Raw genomic sequence first — 19,904 nt, 5'->3', positions numbered from 1 at the left:
GCGGCGCGCCGTGAAAAAGACGGTGACGATGAGGGTGCTTGGTTCGGCAACGGCCTTGGCGCTGACACTTTGCGCTGGCGTCGCTAACGCGCAGATCCGCGCCACGGCTACCTTGGACGTGGCCCACCCGGGACCTCGGATCGAGCCGGATATCTACGGTCAATTCGCGGAGCAGCTTGGCAAGGGGATCACCGGCGGCATCTGGGTCGGCGAGAACTCGCCGATACCAAATGTCCGAGGCTATCGGCGCGACGTCCTCCAGGCGCTGCAGGCGTTGCACGTGCCGGTGCTTCGCTGGCCGGGTGGCTGCTACGCCGACACCTATCATTGGCGCGACGGGATCGGCCCGCGCTCGCGGCGGCCGGTCACGCTCAATCGCTGGTGGGGCAATAACGAGGAATCGAATGCCTTCGGCACCGACGAATATTTCGACTTCGCCGAACTCATCGGGGCCCGAACGTTCCTCAGCGTCAACGTCGGGACCGGGTCCGCGGGCGAAGCCAAGGATTGGGTGGAATATGTAACCTCCCCAAGCCACTCCCGCCTCGCGGGCGAGCGCCGAGCTAACGGACGCGAGAAACCGTGGCGCATCGATTATGCCGGCATCGGCAACGAGAGCTGGGGTTGCGGCGGCAATTTGACCGCGGAGCAATACGCGCCACTGCTGCGCATATTCGGAACGTTCGTCCGCCAGGACGATGGTCCTAAGATCATCGCGGTCGGCCCGTCAGGCGACGATTACAGCTGGAGCAGCGAAATCGCGAAGTCCCACGACAAGTTCGACGCGTTGTCACTTCACTATTACACGCTTCCGACCGGCGACTGGGCGCACAAGGGAGCGGCGACGGGCTTCACCAAGGCCGAGTGGCTCCAGACCTTCGTTCAGACCCGCCGGATCGAGGAGATGATCGCCAAGCACTCGGCAATCCTCGACCGCGCGGACCCGGGCAAGAAGGCGGCACTTGCTGTCGACGAGTGGGGGACCTGGTACGACACGCCGGCCGGGGCACCGGCGCTCTGGCAGGAGAACACGCTTCGCGACGCGCTCGTGGCGGCGACCAACTTCCACATCTTCCAGCGCCACGCCGACAGGGTCCGGATGGCGAACATCGCCCAGATGGTGAACGTACTTCAGTCGGTCATCATGACCGATGGCGCCCAGATAATCCGGACGCCGACCTACTATGCCTTCCAGATGTATGCGCCCTTTCAGGGGGCGACTTCCGTACCGGTTCACGTCCAGACGCCGGAGCTTGCTAGCGGCAGCGCCAAGCTGCCCGCGCTTGACGTCACGGCCGCGAAGGGGACGGACGGCGCGACTTATGTCGGACTGGTCAACATCGATGTCGATGAAAGCGCGGAGATCGATCTCAACTTGGCAGCGGCGGGTCGCGCAACTGGTCAGATCCTCACAGCGTCAGCAATGGATTCGCGCAATCACTTCGGAGTCCCGGAAGACGTCCGTTCTCGCCCGTTCACAGGAGTGCGGCGGATCGCCAACGGCTGGCACGTGAAGATGCCGTCCAAGTCGATCGTGGTGCTGAAGATCGCCTCATGAAGAAAGGGCGGCTCCGGACTTGCCGGGCCGCCCTTGCTTGTTCCGCTAGCCGTTTGGATTAGCGGGAGTAGAACTCGATAACGAGGTTCGGCTCCATGCGCACCGGATAAGGCACTTCGTCGAGCTTCGGCACGCGGGTGTAGGTCACCTTGGTGTTGCCGTCGGGAACGACGTAATCGGGTACTTCGCGCTCTGCCAGGCTCTGCGCCTCGATCACGAGCGCCATCTCCTGCGCCTTGGTGCCGAGCTCGACGACGTCGCCGACGTTCACCCGACGAGACGCGATGTTGCACTTCACGCCGTTGACGCGGATGTGGCCGTGGCTGACGATCTGGCGAGCGGCCCAGATCGTCGGAGCGAACTTTGCGCGATACACGACCATGTCGAGGCGGCGCTCGAGCAGGCCAATCAGGTTCTGCGACGCGTCGCCCTTCATGCTGGTAGCGTCGAAATAGTTCTTCTTGAACTGCTTCTCGGTGATGTCGCCGTAATAGCCCTTGAGTTTCTGCTTGGCGCGCAACTGCACGCCGTAATCGGAAACCTTGCCCTTGCGGCGCTGGCCATGCTGGCCGGGGCCGTACTCGCGGCGGTTCACGGGGCTCTTGGGACGTCCGAAGACGTTCTCGCCCATGCGGCGGTCGAGCTTGTATTTGGCGCTGGTGCGCTTGGTCACGATCAATTCTCCAATTCGCTAAGTCGGATTGCCCGGAATCCACCACCAGGCCGTGCACCTGATGCGATCACCGCTTCACCGGACGTGCGGGATCAATTGCGAGGGGCGCACCTAGGGAACGCCGCTAGAAAAAGCAACCTGGAGGATGCGGTTAAGGGCGGTGACCCTCGGCGCGGCCCGGATCGAAGGAGTTGCGATCCCGCAGTGATTGAAGTTCTTTATGGGTCTGCTTCTCGACGATGTCCCAATCTGACCTCTTCATGCAGATCTTCTTGGGTTTCATGTGCGTGCCGACTTCAGAGGTGTTGTCGCGCTGGCAAATCACTGGATCGGCATCGACCGGGGTGGCTGGCGGTGTTGCGGCCTTTGCTTGGGCAGCTGCGGCCAGTCCGACAAAAAGCGTAATCATTTAACTACCTCACTGGGCTGCTCGCAGCATGCCACAGTTTTCCAGCGGACCCAAGCACTCCTCAGCGGTTCCGCGGCGGTCCGATCAGAGCTCGGATAATGCCGCGCACCGCTTTCACCTCTCGGGACGACCAGCCTGTCTTCATGAAAATCGTCCGGATCGTGTTCTTCGTCGCCTGGGTGCGGGACGGCGGATGGTAGTACCCTTTGGCGACCAGTTCCTCGTCGAGGTGGCCGATGAGCGCGTCGACTTCTGCGTTCACGGCAGGAGGCTCCGTCTCCTTGACAGTCGGCTGTGCGAGTTCGGTCCGCTTCGACCATTCGTAGGCGAGGAGGATTACCGCCTGCGCGAGGTTCAGCGACCCGAACTGCGGATTGATCGGCACGGTTACGATGGCGTTGGCTAGCGCGACGTCTTCAGTTTCGAGGCCGGACCGCTCGGGGCCGAAGAGGATCGCCGCGCGATGACCGGATGCGGCGATTGCATCGGCCATTCCATCAGGCCCCACGACCGGCATCACGAGATCCCGGCGGCGAACGGTCGACGCAAACACGGTTGCGCAGTCGGCGATCGCTTCCTGGACCGTCCCGAATACCTCCGCCTGCTCAAGCACGATGTCGGCACCGCTGGCACTCGGCCCGGCATCTGGGTTCGGCCAGCCGTCGCGTGGCGCTACCAGGCGCATCTCGGTCAGGCCAAAGTTCAGCATCGCCCGTGCCGCCTTGCCGATGTTCTGGCCGAGCTGGGGACGGACGAGGACGATGACCGGCTTCGAAGTCGCGCTCACAGCAGCTTGTCGTGGCCCGCCGGAGGAGTCGCCTCCTTTTCGACCCGCTCGGCAATCTCGGCGAAGTCGCCCGGGTCGCTGAAGTCCTTGTAGATGCTCGCGAACCGGATGTAGGCGACGTGGTCAAGCGCACGCAGACCGGCCATGACTGCCTCGCCGATGCGGACCGTCGAGACTTCGTCGCCTTGCGTCTCCATCTGCCGCTGAACTCCACTGACGAGCCGGTCGATCTTGCTCGCGTCGATCTCTCGCTTGCGGGTCGCGTGGCCGATGGCGCGGGCGAGCTTGTCCCGGTCGAACGGCTCGCGCTTGCCGTCCTTCTTCACGACCGTGAGCTCGCGCAACTGCACGCGCTCGAAAGTCGTGAAGCGAGCCCCGCAGGCCTCACACTGACGCCGGCGCCGGATCGCCGCTCCGTCTTCCGACGGGCGGCTGTCCTTCACCTGGCTGTCTTCATGCGCACAGAATGGGCAGCGCATTCCTTATCCCTGATAGATCGGGAACCGGGCGCAGAACTCGCGGACGCGCTCGGTGACTGCCCGCTCGACGCCTGAATTTCCCTCAAGGCCGTTGCCCTTGAGGCCGTCGAGCACGTCCGCGACCATGTCAGCGATGTCGCGGAACTCGGCCTGGCCGAACCCGCGGGTAGTGCCGGCGGGTGAGCCGACGCGGATGCCGCTGGTCTGCATAGGCGGCAGCGGGTCGAACGGCACGCCGTTCTTGTTGCAGGTGATGCCAGCGCGCTCCAGGCTCTCGTCGGCGTCCTTGCCGGTAAGGCCAAGCGGACGCAGGTCGACGAGGGCAAGATGCGTGTCGGTCCCGCCGGCAACCAGGTCGGCGCCGCGCTCCTTGAGGCGATTGGCGAGGGTCTGCGCGTTGGCGATGACGGCCTTGGCGTAGGCTTTGAACTCCGGCTGTAGGGCTTCGGCGAACGCGACTGCCTTGGCGGCGATGACGTGCATCAGCGGTCCGCCCTGAAGCCCTGGGAAAACGGCCGAGTTGATCTTCTTCGAAATAGCTTCGTCATCGGTCAGCACCATGCCGCCCCGGGGCCCTCGCAAGGTCTTGTGGGTGGTCGTGGTGACGACATGGGCATGGCCGAATGGAGATGGGTGCTCGCCCGCCGCGACGAGGCCGGCAAAGTGGGCCATGTCGACCATCAACAGAGCGCCAACCTCATCCGCAATGTTGCGAAAACGTTTGAAGTCGAAGTGGCGCGGGTAGGCCGAGCCGCCCGTGATGATCATCTTCGGCCGGTGTTCCTTGGCGAGACGCTCCACTTCGTCAAAATCGACGAGGTGATCGTCCTGGCGGACTCCATACTGGATCGCGTTGAACCACTTGCCGGACTGCGCCGGCGGCGCCCCGTGCGTCAGGTGCCCGCCAGCCGCGAGGCTGAGGCCCATGATGGTGTCGCCAGGCTTCAGCAGCGCCATCATCACGGCGCCATTGGCCTGCGCCCCGGAGTGCGGCTGAACATTGGCAAAGCCGCAGCCGAACAGCTTCTTCGCACGCTCGATCGCCAGCGTTTCCACTGCGTCCGACGGAGCGCAGCCCTGATAGTAGCGACGGCCGGGGTAGCCTTCGGCATATTTGTTGGTGAGGACCGAGCCCTGTGCTTCGAGCACCGCCTTGCTGACGATGTTTTCCGAAGCGATCAGTTCGATCTGCGTCTGCTCGCGATGAAGTTCGGAACGGATCGCGTCCTCCACGGCAGAGTCGTTCTCTGCGAGCCCGTTGGTGAAGAAGCCCGGCGGGACGCGGTAGTTCTGGTCGTGATCGAGTTCGGCGGCGGTGGCCATCAGTCGCTTTCCTGCAGTTCGCGTGAGAGTTGGTCGACGCGGCGCCCGTGGCGACCGCCGGCGAAGTCGGTTTCGAGGAACGCCTGGACGCACGCCTTCGCCAAGTCTGGCCCAATCAGGCGAGCGCCCAAAGCGAGCACGTTCGCGTCGTTGTGCTCGCGGGCAAGCTGCGCCGAAAGCGGCTCGTCGACGCGAGCGCAGCGGCATTCCATGTTGCGGTTCACGGCGATGGAGATGCCAATGCCCGACCCGCAGACAGCGATTCCCCGATCCGCTTTGCCAAGTCCGATGAACGACCCGAGCTTGGCGCCGTATTCGGGATAATCGACGCTTTCGGGTCCATTGGTGCCGAGGTCTGTAACCTCATGCCCTTGGTCGCGCAGCCATTGCGCGAGTTCGTCCTTGAGGAGGTAGCCGGCGTGATCCGCCGCGAGTGCGATGCGCATGTCGAACCTCTAGCGGTCAACCGAGGGCTTTGCCACCGCGGCAAATGTCTCCCGACCATAAACTCGGAGGAACCCTCTGTTCTGGCGAATTGCGGTCGTTGGGCAACTTCCGTAGCCAGCGAGGCAATGATTACTCGCCCGCAGCAGCCTTTGCCATTCCGCCACTGGTGGGCGGAGCACGTGCTGGCGAACGTCGATCACCGGACCGTGGTCGATCAGGTTCGCTCCGACGCTGGGTGGTCGAGCCATTTCGCTTTCATGACCCTGATGTCCGCAGGCATCGCCATTCTCGGACTTCTGCTGTCCTCGCCCGCGGTGGTGATCGGGGCGATGCTGATCTCGCCGCTGATGGGACCGATCGTCGGGCTCGGCTTCGCAGTTGCAACCTTCGATTCCGCGGAGATCCGGCGCACTGCAATCCCCCTCGTGGCGGGGAGCGTCCTGGCCGTCCTGTTCTGCGCGCTCGTCGTTCTGTTTTCGCCGCTACAGACCGTCACCAGCGAAATCGCGTCGCGAACGCGGCCGAACCTCTTCGATCTTCTCGTCGCGCTGTTCGCCGGCCTTGCCGGCACCTATGCCGTGATCAGGGGGCGCCATGGCACCATCGTCGGCGTGGCTATCGCGACCGCCCTGATGCCGCCACTCGCCGCTATGGGTTTCGGCTTGGCAACAACCAATTGGCCGGTTCTCGGCGGATCGACCTTGCTGTTCTTCACGAACCTCATGACGATAGCCGCGGCTGCAGCCGTCCTGGCTCGGCTCTATGGGTTCGCGCCGAACCTTTCGCCTCACCAGACGGGGCTCCAGGTCGCGTTGATTACAGTGATCCTGATCGCCCTGGCGATCCCGTTGGCGCTGTCACTGCACCGGATCGCCTGGGAAGCGCTTGCCGGCCGGCAGGTGAGCGACGTGATCGCTGCCGAGTTCCCGAAGGAGGCGCGAGTTGGAGAGTTCCAGATCGACTTCCACGCCAAGCCGGTAGAAGTGACCGCGACCGTCCTCACGCCCGAGTACCGCGAGTCGGCGGAGCGTGATTTGCAGGCCAAGCTTGCGGCGCTGCTCGCGCAAAGGGTGAACCTGTCGCTTGACCAGATCCGTATGGCAGACGGTGCCGACCAGTCCGTGCAGGCAACCGCAGGCGGCTCGATCTCTCAGCGCAGCGCCTCGAAAATGGCGGAGCGGGTCGCGATTGTCGCCGGAGTGCCGGTGCAAAATGTGCTCGTCGACGCCCAATCCAAGCGCGTGGTCGTACGTGCTGCCCCGCTGGCCGGAGCGGACCTTAGTACTTATCGCGAACTCGAAAACCGGCTCGCCGCCGCGGACGCGGGCTGGAGCGTCAGCCTGGTGCCGCCGCCAATGCCGCTGCCACAAGTGAAGCTGGTTGACGGCAAGCCGGATGCCGAGGCTCTTGGAACGGCAATCTGGGCCGCGCGGCGGCTTGCAATACCTGTCGCGGTAAGCGGCGGACCGGCAGCCAAGGACGTTGCAACTTCCCTCACGAACGCGGGGGTGAAGGTCACCGAGGAGGCAAACGGCGGACGAAAAGATGCAGTGCGCCTGAAGTGGCTCGTCCCCGGGGAATCTCCAGCCGCGCCCTAGCGCGCTTGCGGCTCAAGCGGCCAGACGGATCTCGTCCCGAGTCCAGATCTCGACGAGGGCGTTCGTGAGCTCGTCCATCATCTCGGCGCTGTGGATCGGCCCGGGCGTGAAGCGCAGGCGCTCTGTGCCGCGTGGGACCGTCGGGAAATTGATCGGCTGAACGTAAAGGCCGTATTCGGCGAGCAGGATGTCGCTGACACGCTTGGCCTTGACGGGGCAGCCGATCAGCAGCGGGACGATGTGCGTGACGCTCGGCATCAGCGGCAGTCCGGCGGCCGTGAACTTGGCCTTGAGCGTCGCCGCCGCTTCCTGTTGCGCACGGCGTTCCTCGCCGGATCGCTTCAGGTGACGGACGCTGGCGAGGGCGCCGGCGACCAGCACCGGTGACAAGGAGGTCGTGAAGATGAATCCCGGCGCATAGCTGCGGATGCAATCGATGATCGTCCGGTCCGCGGCGATGTAGCCGCCCATCACTCCAAAGGCTTTGCCGAGCGTGCCCTCGATGATCGTCAAGCGGTGCGCCAAGGCATCCCGCTCGGAAATCCCGCCGCCGTGGTCGCCGTACATGCCGACGGCGTGGACTTCATCGAGGTAGGTCAGCGCATTGTACTTCTCGGCCAGGTCGCAGATCGCGGCGATGGGCGCGATGTCGCCGTCCATCGAATATACGCTTTCAAACGCGATCAGCTTCGGTGTGTCGGCGTCCTCAGCCGCAAGCAGCTCTTCGAGATGAGCGAGGTCGTTGTGCCGGAAGACCCGCTTCTCACATCCGGAGCTCTTGATGCCCGCGATCATGGAGGCGTGGTTGAGCTCGTCGGAGAAGATTACGCAGCCGGGCAGCAACTTGCCGAGCGTGCTCAGCGCCGCCTCGTTCGAGACATAGCCGGAGGTGAAGAGGAGGGCCGCTTCCTTGCCGTGCAGGTCGGCGAGCTCGGCCTCAAGCTGGGTATGGAAGTGAGTGTTGCCGCTGATGTTGCGGGTGCCGCCGGAGCCCGCGCCGACTTCGTGGAGCGCCTGCTCCATGGCCTCTACCACCGCGGGATGCTGGCCCATTCCGAGATAGTCATTCGAGCACCACACGGTGACCGGCTTGGGGCCGTTGCCGCCGAAACAGCGGGCGTTCGGATAGTTGCCCTTGGTGCGCAGGATATCGATGAAGACGCGGTACCGGCCTTCGTCGTGGAGGCGATCGATCGCCGATTTGAAGATGCGGTCGTAATCCAAGGGCCCAACTCTCGCTTGCCGGCCCTTTAGCTCTGCCCCTCTGCGTTTTCCATTGCGAACGACTCGCAACAAGTCAGAGCGTGTCAATCTGGCCGATGCCGAACTTCGCAAGGACGCTCTCAAGAGGTCGGCGGGCTGCAGGTCCGGTGAAGATCAGCGTGCCGTCGCTTGGAAGGCTGGGCCAGGTTTGCTCGCGGGTGAGATGGGCGATGCGCCGTGCGATACCCGCGCCGCCGTCCACAAGAGTTACGCCAGGGAACGCCTGCTCGAGCTCCTCCGCAAGAAGAGGAAAGTGGGTACAGGCGAGGACAACGGTATCGATACGACCGCCGCTGGAAGCAGCGAACATCGGCTCGGTTGCCGCCCGGACGGCGTCGAGAGTCACCGGTTCGCCAGCGAGCTTCGCCTCGGCGAGTTCGACCAGTTCCGGAGACCCATGGCGGACGATGATGCAATCTGCGGCGAATTTCGCTGCAAGGTCATCGACATAGGGCTGCCGGACAGTGGCTTCGGTGCCGAGAACTCCAATGACTCGGCTCTTCGACATCTCGGCTGCCGGCTTGATGGCGGGCACGGTGCCCACGACGGGCAGGTCGAGGGCCGAGCGCACGTGCTGAAGCGCTATCGTGGAGGCCGTGTTGCAAGCGATGACGACGAGTCGGGGACGATAGCGCTCGACCAGCCGGCCGAGCAGCGCCGGCACCCGGGCTGCCAGTTCGGCCTCGCTCTTGGTGCCGTAGGGGAAGCCGGCGCTGTCGGCGGCGTAGACGATGCGTGCGGTGGCCAGCAGCGCCCGCGTAGGCCCGAGCACGGACAGACCGCCGACACCGGAATCGAAGAAGAGCAGGGGAGCGGACGGGTCCATTCGGCGCCTGTGGTTAGGTGGTCGCTCAATGCCGCGCAATCGGCAGGTGTGTTGCGTCCGCGTTCGGGTTTGCTACTCAACCTGCCATGACCCGTGAGATGCTCCTTGCGCTGGCGCTCGGCTACCTGCTCGGGTCCATTCCGTTCGGACTGGTGCTGACGCGTCTCAGCGGCAAGGGCGACCTGCGCGCAATCGGTTCGGGCAACATTGGCGCGACGAACGTGCTTCGAACCGGAAGCAAGCCCCTCGCGGCCCTGACGCTGGTGCTCGATCTCCTCAAAGGCACTGCTGCAGTCATGCTTGCGCGTCAGATGTTCGGTCCGGACGTCGCCGCCGTGGCCGCGGCCGGGGCGATGGTCGGGCACCTCTACCCGGTCTGGCTGAAGTTCCAGGGCGGCAAGGGGGCCGCCACCTTCATGGGCGTGCTGATTGCGCTGCTTTGGCCGGCGGCAATCGTCTACGCCGTGGTCTGGCTTACCCTACTGCTGACGTTCCGAATCTCGTCGGTTGCAGGCATGGCGGCGGCGACCAGCGCCCCCGTCAGTGCCGTCGTATTCAAAGACCAATCGCTTGTCCCAATGCTGCTCGGTTTCGCGTTGCTCGTCATCTGGAAGCACCGTGAGAACATCACCCGCCTCGCGCGGGGGGCCGAGCCACGCATTGGGAGATCGAAGGCTTGAACGACGATCTTGTTGACAGGCTGAGGCTGCGGCGGACGGCGGGCATCGGCCCAGTGACGTTCCGCCAGCTCATTGCACGGTTCGGAACTGCGGCGGAGGCACTGGCGGCGGTGCCCGACCTTGCGCGGCGTGGCGGTGGCAAGGCGCCGCTGCTGCGGACGCGAGACGATGCAGAGCGCGAGATCGCCCGCGTCGAGAAGCTCGGAGCAAGGTTCCTCGTGCTTGGGCAGGGGCTCTATCCGCGCTTGCTGGCACAGATGGAAGACGCGCCTCCGCTGCTGATCGCCAAGGGCAACCCGAACCTGCTCGACAAGCCCGCGGTGGCGATGGTCGGCGCGCGCAATGCGTCGGCCGCGGCTTGCCGCTTCGCCCGGGGACTGGCGCACGACCTTGGCCGGCAGGGGATGGTCGTCGTGTCCGGACTGGCGAGAGGGATCGACACCGCCGCCCACGATGGAGCCCTCGAGACCGGCACGGTCGGCGTGATCGCCGGCGGGATCGACGTCTTCTATCCGCCGCAGAATGAGGAGCGGCAGCGGGCGCTGTTCGAGCGCGGACTGGTCCTCGCGGAAATGCCGCCCGGTACCGAACCGAGGGCACGGCACTTCCCCTATCGCAACCGCATCATCGCGGGGCTTGCTGCCGGAACAATCGTCGTCGAAGCAGCCCCACGCTCCGGGTCGCTGATCACTGCCAGGCTGGCAGCCGAGGCCGGGCGCGAAGTGATGGCGGTGCCCGGCTCGCCGCTTGATCCGCGGGCCCAGGGCTGCAACCAACTGATCCGCGACGGGGCGACGCTTATCCAGACTGCGCATGACGTGCTGGAGAGTGTGGCGCCGGCTCAGCCGCGGCTCGCGTCTGGCGCAGAAAGCTATGTTGCGGCCCCTCCGCCATCAAAATGCAGTGAAGACGCGGTTGGCATCGTCGAGCAACTGCTTGGGCCCTCTCCGGCGCCAGTGGATGAGATCATCCGGCTTTCAGGGGCGTCGCCGGGCGCGGTGCAGATGGCGTTGCTCGAACTTGACCTGGCCCGCCGCCTCGACCGCCATGCCGGGGGCAAGGTGAGTTTGCGCACCGCTTGACGGCTGGAATCAGGAGACCCCACCTTACGCGTATGCGTGAGGAACTCCATTGAAGCTGGTCGTCGTCGAATCGCCGGCCAAAGCGAAAACCATCGAGAAGTACCTGGGGAGCGGGCATCGCGTGCTCGCTTCCTTCGGTCACGTGCGGGACCTGCCGCCCAAGGACGGTTCGGTCGATCCGGAGCGGGCGTTCGACATGCTTTGGCAGGTCTCGCCGGATCGGGCCAAGCAGCTCAAGGCCATCACGGATGAGGCCAAGGGCGCCGACACACTGATCCTCGCGACCGATCCCGACCGGGAAGGAGAGGCAATCAGCTGGCACGTCCAGGAAGTGCTGCGAGCCAAGAAAGCACTGCCCAAGGACGTCCAGCGGGTGACCTTCAACGCCATCACGAACTCGGCGGTGACCGAGGCGATGAAGAAGCCGCGCGGTCTCGATCATGACCTGATCGATGCCTACCGGGCTCGCCGGGCGCTCGACTACCTCGTCGGGTTCACGCTGTCGCCGATCCTGTGGCGCAAGCTGCCGGGCGCCAAGTCCGCCGGGCGCGTCCAGTCCGTGGCGCTGCGGCTGATTGTCGACCGTGAGCGCGAGATCGAAGTCTTCAAGCCGCAGGAATATTGGCAGGTCAGCGCCACGTTCGAGAAGGACGGCCAGAGCTTCACGGCGCGGCTCGCCGATATCGACGGCAAAAAGATCGACCGGCTGACCATCGGCAATGTCGGGGAGGCGGACGCCGCCAAGGCGGTCATCGAGGCCGGGCGTTTCAACGTCTCCTCCGTCGAGACGAAGCCGTTCGCCAGGAACCCTCCGCCCCCCTTCACGACGTCGACCCTGCAGCAGGAGGCTGCGCGCAAGCTCGGATTCGCGGCAAGCCACACGATGCGGGTGGCGCAAGGCCTCTACGAGGACGGGCTGATCACCTACATGCGGACGGACGGTGTCGACATGGCGCCGGAAGCGATCAGCGCCGCACGCAGGGCAATCACGACGCGCTACGATGCCGGGTTCGTTCCCGACAAGCCGCGCCACTACACGAGCAAGGCGAAGAACGCGCAGGAGGCCCACGAGGCGATCCGCCCGACGGACTTCTCCAAGGCGCGCGCCGCGTCCGGCGACCACGCGAGGCTTTACGAGCTCGTCTACAACCGCGCGCTGGCGAGCCAGATGGCGTCGGCTCGGCTGGAGCGGACTACGGTGGAGCTGACCGACGGAGCCGGGCGCGCAATGCTGCGGGCGTCTGGGCAGGTCGTGCTCTTCCCGGGCTACCTCGCCCTCTATGAAGAAGGGCGTGACGAGAAAGGCGACGATGAGGAAAGTGCGCGGATGCCGCATCTCCAGCGTGGCGATGCTCCGCGGAAGACGGGCGTTGAGTCTACACAACACTTCACCCAGCCCCCGCCGCGCTATTCGGAGGCGAGCCTCGTCAAGCGGCTGGAGGAGCTAGGGATCGGGCGTCCCTCGACCTATGCGGCGACTTTGCAGACCCTCAAGGACCGCGAGTATGTGCGGGTCGAGAAGAACCGCTTCATCCCCGAGGAGAGCGGGCGGCTGGTGACGGCGTTCCTCGAACGCTTCTTCGAAAAGTACGTCAGCTACGACTACACGGCAGTGCTGGAGGAAGAGCTGGACGACGTGTCCGGCGGGCGCCTCGACTGGCAGAAGCTGCTCGATGCGTTCTGGCGGGACTTCAAGCCGAAGGCCGGCGAGGTCATGGACCAGAAGCCTTCCGAGATCACCCAGGCGCTCGACGAGTTCCTGGCGCCATGGCTGTACCCGCCGAAGGAGGACGGGAGCGACCCAAGGCTGTGTCCGAATTGCGGTAACGGCCGTCTGAGCCTGCGCGGCGGCAAGTTCGGGGCTTTCGTGGCTTGCTCCAACTATCCCGAGTGCCGCTACACGCAGAAGTTCGGGCAGACCGGGGGCGAGCAGGCCAGTGATGGACCGCAGGACCTCGGCGAAGGGATCCAGCTCAAGAGCGGGCGCTTCGGACCGTATGTCGAGCGTGGCGAAAAGCGCGCATCGATCCCGAAGGATGTGCCGCTTGAGGACGTGACAACCGAGGTCGCCGAGCGGTTGCTGTCGCTTCCGCGGGAGATTGGCGCGCATCCGGAGACCGGCAAGCCGATCACCGCTTCCATCGGGCGTTACGGCCCGTACCTCGCACATGATGGCAAGTACGCGAAGCTGGGTTCGACCGCCGAGGTGTTCGAGACGGGCATGAATGCGGCGGTGGCCAAGCTCGCCGACGCGGCGTCTGGCGCGGGCCGCGGGCGCGGTGCGGCGCGTGAGCCGATCGCGGTGCTCGGCGAGCATCCGGGCACCGGCAAGGAGCTCAAGGTGCTGGAAGGCCGCTATGGTCCTTACGTCAGCGACGGCACGACCCATGCGACGCTACCCAAGGGGGCAGACCCGAAGACCGTCACGCTGGAGGAAGGCGTGCGGCTGATCGACGAGCGCGCTGCCAAGGGGCCCGCCAAGAAGAAGGGCGGGCGCAAGGCCCCGGCCAAAAAGAAGAAGGCGAAATGATCGAGATCGAGCTGCAGCGGCTGCCGCATGGCGAAGGCCTGCCGGCGCCCAGCTACGCAACCGCCGGGGCAGCTGGCCTTGACGTTGTTGCGGCGGAGGATCTGACGCTTGCGCCTGGTCAGCGGCATGCCGTTGCAACGGGGTTCGCGATCGCCATCCCGCCGGGATACGAGGTCCAGGTGCGCCCGCGCTCCGGCCTCGCTCTCAAGCACGGGATCACCTGCCTGAACACACCCGGTACGATCGACGAGGACTATCGCGGCGAGGTGAAGGTGATCCTCGCCAACCTCGGCAGCGAAGACTTCGCGGTCCGGCGCGGCGAGCGCATCGCGCAGCTGGTGCCCGCGCCGGTGCTCAAGGCCAGCTTCCGCGAGGTCGAGGCACTCGGCGAAACGAGCCGCGGAGCGGGGGGCTTCGGCTCTACGGGACGGTGAGCCTCTCCGACCAGGAGCTGGAGCGCTACGCCCGGCACATCGTGCTGCCGCAGGTCGGCGGCGTCGGACAGAACAAGCTGAAAGCGGCGTCGATGGTCGTCGTCGGAGCCGGCGGCATCGGCAGTTCGGTGATCCCGGCGCTTGCGGGTGCCGGCGTGGGCCGACTGACGATCATCGATGACGACATGGTCGAGGTCGGCAACCTGCACCGGCAGCCGTTATTTCGGGAGCGGGACGCCGGCTATTCCAAAGCTGACCTGGCGTTGCAGTTCGTACATCGTCTCAACCATCACGTCGAAGCCACTCCAGTGCAGGCGCGAATTGCGCCGGACAATGCATCACAGCTGCTCGCCGGTTACGATCTCGTCATCGACGGAACGGATAATTTCGCGACCCGGCTGGCAGTGAGCGATGCGTCCGTTGCACTGGGCATTCCACTGCTGTCGGCCGCCGCAGTGCAGTTCCAGGGACAGGTCGGGCTGTTCCGGGGCAAGCCGTGCTACCGATGCTTTGTCGGCGATGCATTCGACGCTGACGACTGCGACAATTGTGCCGAGCTTGGCGTCCTTGGCGCGCTGACCGCAACCGTCGGCAGCTTCGCGGCGCTGCTGGCGATCAACGCGATCGTTGGGGTGGGCGAGGACCAGGCGGGGCAGCTCCACCTGTTCGATGGCGAAAAGTTGAGCTGGCGTGCGATCCGCATCCCGCCGGATCCCGGCTGTCGAGCTTGCGGTTCAGCCTAGTGCTTCGGCGACCCGTTCGATCAGCCGGCGCGCGACCTCGTCCTTCGAAGCCTCCGGCCAATCCTCGGCCCCGTCGCCAGTAATCAGGTGCACGCGGTTGCGCGTACCACCCATGACATCGCCCGATACGTCGTTGGCGACGATCCAGTCGGCACGTTTGGTCTGACGCTTCGCCGTGGCATGCTCGACGACCTTGTCCGTTTCAGCAGCGAAGCCGATCAGCAGGCCGGGGCGCAACTCGCTCGCGCCAAGCTCGGCAAGGATGTCGCGGGTGGCCACGAAGCGCAGCTGAGGCGGACCTGCGCCCTTTTTCAGCTTGGTCGGGGAAGGCACCACCCGCCAGTCGGCGACCGCCGCAACGAGGATGGCTGCGTCCGCGGGAAGTGACGCCATGACGGCATCCGCCATCTGCTCGGCTGTCTCGACGCCAATGCGGGTCACTTGGGCGGGTGTGTCGAGCGAGACAGGCCCGGCCACAAGGGTTACGCGCGCGCCAAGCTGCGCGGCTGCTGCGGCGATCGCGAAGCCCTGTCGCCCCGACGAGCGGTTCGCGATCACCCGCACAGGATCGATCGGCTCATGCGTCGGCCCGGCGGTGACGAGGATGTGCTTGCCCTGGAGCCTCACTTGCCCGGCAGGAACCCGTTCGCCGTCAACCATTCGACGATCGCCTGCGGCTCTGGGAGGCGGCCGGGGCCGTACTCGCCGCACGCCATCTCGCCCTCTGCGGGTTCGATCACCTTGATGCCGTCGGCGAGGAGTTGCTGGACGTTGCGGCGGGTCGCGGCGTGCTGCCACATACGCACGTTCATCGCTGGGGCGACGATGACGGGCTTGTCGGTTGCAAGCAGGAGTGTGGTCGCGAGACCGTCCGCGATGCCGCCGGCCATCTTCGCGAGAAGATCAGCGGTGGCCGGACAGACCAGCACGACGTCCGCAGCACGCGACAGCTGGATGTGGCCGATCTCGACTTCGTCCTTGAGCTCCCACAGGGAGGTGTGGACCTGACTTTCCGCGAGCGTGCCGAGGCTCATGGCGGTGACGAAATGCTCGCCACCTTCGGTCAGGACCGGCGTGACCGAATGGCCTTCCTTCTTCAGCAGGCGGACCAGCTCGAGCGACTTGTACGCCGCAATCCCGCCGCCCATGATGAGGAGCACGCGTGTCATGGCTCAGCCTTGCCGCGCATCGGCCAGGAAGTCGAGAGCAGGCACAAAGGCGTGACCTGAGTGTTCAACAGCCATGATGCTCCGCAACTTCATCGAAGCCGCCGAGGAGCGGCTGATCGCCGTTGACGCGGCATCGCAGGAATTCTTCCAACCCTACACCGATGCCGCACCGATGAAGGTGCTGGACGTGGTCAGCAAGCTTGGCGACCAGCCGGAGCTTCGCGCCATCGCAAGTGCGATCGTGCTTGCCGGCGTGGCAGCGGACAGTGACCGCATGGTCCGCGCCGGAGCACGGATGTTGATCGCGCACGAGACGGCAACGCTGGCCAAGAAGGCTTTGAAAACGAACGTCGATCGTACGCGCCCGCGAAGTGCAGACACGCGCCGGCAGAAGAAGCCGCGCAAGGGGAAGCATACGACCAAGGAGCTGACGAGCTTTCCATCAGGGCATACCGCAGGCTCGATCGCCGTCGCTCGGGCCTTCTCTCGTGAGTATCCCGAGTATGGCGCGGCGGCGCTTGCTGTCGCGGGGCTGATCGGAGCCCTTCAGGTGCCTCGCTCGGCACATTACCCAAGCGATGTCGCGGCAGGACTGGCGATCGGACTGGCGGCGGAAGCGGCGACCAACTTCCTGTGGGATCTGGCGCGAATGAACGAACGCAGCCGCGGCAAGCGCTAGAGGAAGAGCGCCATAGCTGCGGCGCCGACAGCGAGCCCGCCGACACCCATTGCAACGTAGCCGCCCCAGTTGCGGTGCTCGATCACGGCGACCTCGGGCAGCGGCGGCGCGGGCGGGGCGGCGCCGAGCGGCGGGTAGTAATCGTCAATTCGTTCAATGAGCTCCGGGATTTTCTTGAATGCGCGCACCAGCTCGATCAGGCGGTCGGCATAATAGGCTTCGGGGCCAAGCTCGGATCGGATCCACTCGCGAAGGAATGGCTCGGCGGTCTCCCACATGTTGATGTCGGGGTCGAGCGCAGTGGCCACGCCTTCGTTCATCACCATGGTCTTTTGCAGCAGCAGCAGGTGCGGCTGCGTCGGCATGTCGAAATCGCGGGTGATCGAGAACAGGCTCTCGAGCATGCGGCCGACGGAGATGTCCTTGACGGGAAGGCCGCGGATCGGCTCGCCGGCGGCCCGGAGTGCGGTCGCGAATTCGTCGACATTGTGGTGGGCGGGGACGTACTGTGCCTCGAAGTGAATCTCGGCGACGCGGCGATAGTTGCCGGTGATCAGCCCGTAGAGGATCTCTGCGAGCCAAAGACGGGCGCGACGGTCGACGCGGCCCATGATGCCGAAGTCGATCGCGGCGATGCGCCCGTCCGGGAGTGCGAAGAGATTGCCGTGGTGAAGGTCGGCGTGGAAGAAGCCATCGATCACCGCCTGACGAAGGAACGCGCGGACGAGGATGGCGGCTAGCGTCTTGCAGTCCTGGCCGGCCTCGATCAGCGCCTCGCGATCGTTGAGCTTCACGCCATTCAGCCACTCGAGGGTGAGCACCCGGCGCGCGGTGCGGCGCCAGTCGATCTCGGGGATGTAGTAGCCGGGCTCGGCGACCATGTTCTCGCGAAGCTCGGAGGCCGAGGCGGCTTCGCGCTGGAGGTCGAGTTCGCGGGCGGTCCACTGCCGGAAGTGGGCGACGACCAGGCGCGGGCGGAGGCGTTGAGCCTCGCCGCCGTAGCGCTCGACGTGGGCGGCGGCCCATTCGTAAGTCTCGAGTGCTCGGGCGAATTCGTCCTCAATGCCCGGACGGAGCACCTTTACGGCGACTTCGCGGCCGTCAGTCGTGACGGCGTGATGGACCTGGGCGATCGAGGCGGCCCCGACCGGCTCTTCGTCGAAGCGGGCGAACAGGCTTTCCAGGGGCGCGCCGAAAGAGGTCTCGATGGTGTGGCGGATAGCGGCAAAGGGGGCCGGCGGCAGATCGTCCTGGAGCTGCGAGAGGTTGGCGGCGGCGCGCTCCCCCACGAGGTCCGGCCGCGTCGACAGCACCTGGCCGAGCTTCACTGCCGCTGGCCCGATCGCGACGAGCGCAGCAGCGTAGTCGGGCGTCGCCGGCCTGCGCGCGCCGAAGCGGGCGATGCGGGCGAGGCGGCGCACGGGCGCCGGAGTCATCGGGTCTTCCTCGATGCCCCGAAGCGCGCCGTGCCGCGCTAGCGTCCGGCCCCATTTCAGGAGCCGCCACAGGTGAGTGACGGAGGCCGTCAAACGAGGATGCCCCGGTTGGACCTGACGGGCTCGAGGCGCGCCATCAGATCTTCCACCCGCTCCAGATGCTCACCAGACCCCCCAGCATGGGCTCAACGGCGGCTCGGACGAAGCCCGTTTCGGCGATCAAGCGGCGGAAAGCTTCCGGCTTCGGGAAACGGCGGATGCTTTCGACCAGATAGCGATAGCTCTCCTCGTCGTCGGCGACGAACTTGCCGATGCGCGGGATGACGTTCGACGAATAGGCTTCGTATAGTTCGGCGAAGCCCGGCCAGTCGCTTGTCGAGAATTCCATGCAGTAGAAGCGTCCGCCTCGCTTGAGGATGCGGTGAGCCTCCCGCAGGGCGGCGGGGATGTCCGTCACGTTGCGGATGCCGAACACGATCGTGTAGCCGTCGAACGTCGCTTCGGAGAAGGTGAGCGCTTCAGCGTTCTCCACCTGCCATTGCAGGTTGCTGAGCTCGCGAGTTGCCGCGCGCTGCCTGCCGACCTCCAGCATATCGGCGTTGATGTCGGCCACGGTCACGTGAGCGCCCCTTGCGGCCATCCGGAAGGCGACGTCGCCGGTGCCGCCTGCCATATCGAGGATGTCCTCGCCGGCACGCGGCTTCACGCGGGCGACAAAGCGGTTCTTCCAAAGCCGGTGCATGCCGCCGGACATCAGGTCGTTCATCACGTCGTAGCGGCGCGCGACCGAGCTGAAGACCTCGCCGACGCGGCGGGTCTTTTCCTCGGGAGTGACGAGCCGATCGCCGAAATTCACTTGGGATTGCATGGCGCCGCGCTCTAGCGGGCTTGGGCGTCCTCCGCCATATCAGCCGCATGCCCGAGCTTCCCGAAGTCGAGACCACTGTTCAGGGCCTGGCGCGAGTGCTGGACGGGAAGCGGATTGCAAGGGTCGAGCTTCGGCGAGCCGATCTCAGGCGCGCCATGCCGGAGGACCTGGGGCAGCGGCTGACCGGCTGCCGCGTGGTCGGCCTTCGCCGCCGCGCCAAATACGGCCTGGTCGACACCGACCGCGGTGACACGCTGGTCTTCCACCTCGGCATGTCCGGCCGGTGGCGCGTCGATCCGACCGAGCTGGAGAAGCACGATCACTTCGTCATCGAGACGGAGGAAGGCCGCAGGGTCGCGCTCAACGATCCGCGTCGGTTCGGTTCGCTGGACCTCGTGCCTAGCGACGAACTCGACGCATGGCCGGCCTTCGCCGCGCTCGGGCCGGAGCCCCTCGAGATCAACGCGCAGGAACTGCGGGCGCGGCTTGCCGGCAGGAAGGCGCCGATCAAGGCGATGCTGCTCGACCAGGGCGTCATTGCCGGGCTGGGCAACATCTATGTCTGCGAGGCCCTGCACCGGTCCCGCATTCACCCGGCGCGGGCTGGGGGAAGCATTTCGCTGCCCCGCCTCGAACGACTGGCCACAGCAATCCGGGAAGTTCTTGCGGAGGCCATCAGCGCCGGCGGCTCCACGCTCCGCGACTTCGCCAGTCCGGATGGGGAACTCGGCTATTTCTCCAAGCTGTTCGCAGTGTATGACCGAGAAGGCGTTGCGTGCGCTTGTGGCGGCACCGTCAAGCGAATGGTCCAAGGTGGCCGCTCGACCTTCTATTGTCCTCGTTGCCAGCGCTAGCGGAATGGCCTCGGAAGTGTTGACGTTCCAGGCGGCTCAACATATGGGAACGCCCGTGCCGGCGCG

Annotated in this window: 19 protein-coding genes and 1 pseudogene; 9 read left to right on the top strand and 11 right to left on the bottom strand. The window is 65.5% G+C overall.

Annotated elements, in window-relative coordinates:
• Positions 1 to 10 precede the first annotated feature (10 nt).
• Positions 11 to 1,558: an alpha-N-arabinofuranosidase gene (locus ACUXST_RS05025; protein ID WP_458388838.1), complete on the top strand. Its 1,548-nt coding sequence runs from the start codon at positions 11 to 13 to the stop codon at positions 1,556 to 1,558.
• 58 nt (positions 1,559 to 1,616) lie between these two features.
• Here ACUXST_RS05025 and rpsD read toward each other — a convergent pair whose 3' ends face one another.
• The 6 genes from rpsD to rpiB all read right to left on the bottom strand — a co-directional run bounded on the left by rpsD (position 1,617) and on the right by rpiB (position 5,675).
• Positions 1,617 to 2,231, bottom strand: coding sequence for a 30S ribosomal protein S4 (gene rpsD, locus ACUXST_RS05020; protein WP_458388837.1), 615 nt, complete (start codon positions 2,229 to 2,231; stop codon positions 1,617 to 1,619).
• A gap of 151 nt (positions 2,232 to 2,382) precedes the next feature.
• Positions 2,383 to 2,640: a hypothetical protein gene (locus ACUXST_RS05015; RefSeq protein WP_458388836.1), complete on the bottom strand. Its 258-nt coding sequence runs from the start codon at positions 2,638 to 2,640 to the stop codon at positions 2,383 to 2,385.
• Between the two features lie 61 nt (positions 2,641 to 2,701).
• Positions 2,702 to 3,427: an RNA methyltransferase gene (locus ACUXST_RS05010; RefSeq protein ID WP_458388835.1), complete on the bottom strand. Its 726-nt coding sequence runs from the start codon at positions 3,425 to 3,427 to the stop codon at positions 2,702 to 2,704.
• Complete coding sequence (gene nrdR / locus ACUXST_RS05005; RefSeq protein WP_458388834.1) at positions 3,424 to 3,906, bottom strand: transcriptional regulator NrdR; 483 nt, start codon at positions 3,904 to 3,906, stop codon at positions 3,424 to 3,426. Before nrdR ends, ACUXST_RS05010 begins: the two co-directional genes overlap by 4 nt.
• 3 nt (positions 3,907 to 3,909) lie before the next feature.
• Positions 3,910 to 5,229 (bottom strand): serine hydroxymethyltransferase, encoded by a 1,320-nt coding sequence (gene glyA, locus ACUXST_RS05000; protein ID WP_458388833.1) that lies wholly within the window; start codon positions 5,227 to 5,229, stop codon positions 3,910 to 3,912.
• Positions 5,229 to 5,675: a ribose 5-phosphate isomerase B gene (rpiB, locus tag ACUXST_RS04995; RefSeq protein ID WP_458388832.1), complete on the bottom strand. Its 447-nt coding sequence runs from the start codon at positions 5,673 to 5,675 to the stop codon at positions 5,229 to 5,231. Before rpiB ends, glyA begins: the two co-directional genes overlap by 1 nt.
• 126 nt (positions 5,676 to 5,801) lie before the next feature.
• Between rpiB and ACUXST_RS04990 the strand changes: the two genes are divergently transcribed.
• On the top strand, positions 5,802 to 7,274 hold the full coding sequence (locus ACUXST_RS04990; RefSeq protein WP_458388831.1) for a DUF389 domain-containing protein: 1,473 nt from the start codon (positions 5,802 to 5,804) through the stop codon (positions 7,272 to 7,274).
• Positions 7,275 to 7,286: 12 nt separating this feature from the next.
• On the opposite strand, the gene hemA is transcribed toward ACUXST_RS04990, so the two are convergent.
• Positions 7,287 to 8,498 (bottom strand): 5-aminolevulinate synthase, encoded by a 1,212-nt coding sequence (gene hemA, locus ACUXST_RS04985; protein WP_458388830.1) that lies wholly within the window; start codon positions 8,496 to 8,498, stop codon positions 7,287 to 7,289.
• A gap of 73 nt (positions 8,499 to 8,571) precedes the next feature.
• On the bottom strand, positions 8,572 to 9,363 hold the full coding sequence (gene murI, locus ACUXST_RS04980) for a glutamate racemase (RefSeq protein ID WP_458388829.1): 792 nt from the start codon (positions 9,361 to 9,363) through the stop codon (positions 8,572 to 8,574).
• An 86-nt stretch (positions 9,364 to 9,449) separates the two neighbouring features.
• Here murI and plsY point away from each other — a divergent pair, with 86 nt between their 5' ends.
• Genes plsY through ACUXST_RS04955 form a run of 5 tightly spaced genes read left to right on the top strand, consistent with a single transcriptional unit; the run spans position 9,450 to position 14,832 of the window.
• On the top strand, positions 9,450 to 10,043 hold the full coding sequence (gene plsY, locus ACUXST_RS04975; protein WP_458388828.1) for a glycerol-3-phosphate 1-O-acyltransferase PlsY: 594 nt from the start codon (positions 9,450 to 9,452) through the stop codon (positions 10,041 to 10,043).
• Entirely contained in the window at positions 10,040 to 11,125 is a 1,086-nt protein-coding gene (dprA, locus tag ACUXST_RS04970) for a DNA-processing protein DprA (protein WP_458388827.1), read from the top strand. Before plsY ends, dprA begins: the two co-directional genes overlap by 4 nt.
• A gap of 49 nt (positions 11,126 to 11,174) precedes the next feature.
• A complete protein-coding gene (gene topA / locus ACUXST_RS04965) occupies positions 11,175 to 13,655 on the top strand; it encodes a type I DNA topoisomerase (protein WP_458388826.1) in 2,481 nt (826 codons plus the stop codon).
• Positions 13,652 to 14,089 carry a dUTP diphosphatase gene (gene dut, locus ACUXST_RS04960; RefSeq protein WP_458388825.1) on the top strand — a complete coding sequence of 146 codons (438 nt, stop codon included), beginning with the start codon at positions 13,652 to 13,654 and terminating at the stop codon, positions 14,087 to 14,089. The genes topA and dut overlap by 4 nt, the downstream gene beginning before the upstream one ends.
• Positions 14,086 to 14,832, top strand: coding sequence for a HesA/MoeB/ThiF family protein (locus tag ACUXST_RS04955; RefSeq protein WP_458388824.1), 747 nt, complete (start codon positions 14,086 to 14,088; stop codon positions 14,830 to 14,832). Before dut ends, ACUXST_RS04955 begins: the two co-directional genes overlap by 4 nt.
• On the opposite strand, the pseudogene coaBC reads toward ACUXST_RS04955, so the two are convergent.
• Positions 14,824 to 16,001: pseudogene (gene coaBC / locus ACUXST_RS04950) on the bottom strand (bifunctional phosphopantothenoylcysteine decarboxylase/phosphopantothenate--cysteine ligase CoaBC). The gene ACUXST_RS04955 and the pseudogene coaBC overlap by 9 nt on opposite strands.
• Positions 16,002 to 16,077: 76 nt before the next feature.
• Here coaBC and ACUXST_RS04945 point away from each other — a divergent pair.
• A complete protein-coding gene (locus tag ACUXST_RS04945) occupies positions 16,078 to 16,680 on the top strand; it encodes a phosphatase PAP2 family protein (protein ID WP_458388823.1) in 603 nt (200 codons plus the stop codon).
• On the opposite strand, the gene ubiB is transcribed toward ACUXST_RS04945, so the two are convergent.
• The gene (ubiB, locus tag ACUXST_RS04940; RefSeq protein WP_458388822.1) at positions 16,677 to 18,209 is read right to left on the bottom strand and encodes a 2-polyprenylphenol 6-hydroxylase; all 1,533 of its coding nucleotides are present in this window, start codon (positions 18,207 to 18,209) and stop codon (positions 16,677 to 16,679) included. The two genes, ACUXST_RS04945 and ubiB, sit on opposite strands and share 4 nt — an antisense overlap.
• A 43-nt stretch (positions 18,210 to 18,252) precedes the next feature.
• The gene (locus tag ACUXST_RS04935) at positions 18,253 to 18,984 is read right to left on the bottom strand and encodes a class I SAM-dependent methyltransferase (protein ID WP_458388821.1); all 732 of its coding nucleotides are present in this window, start codon (positions 18,982 to 18,984) and stop codon (positions 18,253 to 18,255) included.
• A gap of 47 nt (positions 18,985 to 19,031) precedes the next feature.
• Between ACUXST_RS04935 and mutM the strand changes: the two genes are divergently transcribed.
• Positions 19,032 to 19,838, top strand: coding sequence for a bifunctional DNA-formamidopyrimidine glycosylase/DNA-(apurinic or apyrimidinic site) lyase (gene mutM, locus ACUXST_RS04930; protein ID WP_458389014.1), 807 nt, complete (start codon positions 19,032 to 19,034; stop codon positions 19,836 to 19,838).
• Positions 19,839 to 19,904 lie beyond the last annotated feature (66 nt).

This window comes from Sphingomonas sp. F9_3S_D5_B_2 (genome assembly GCF_054263715.1).
This window is presented reverse-complemented; position numbering and strand designations above follow the sequence as displayed.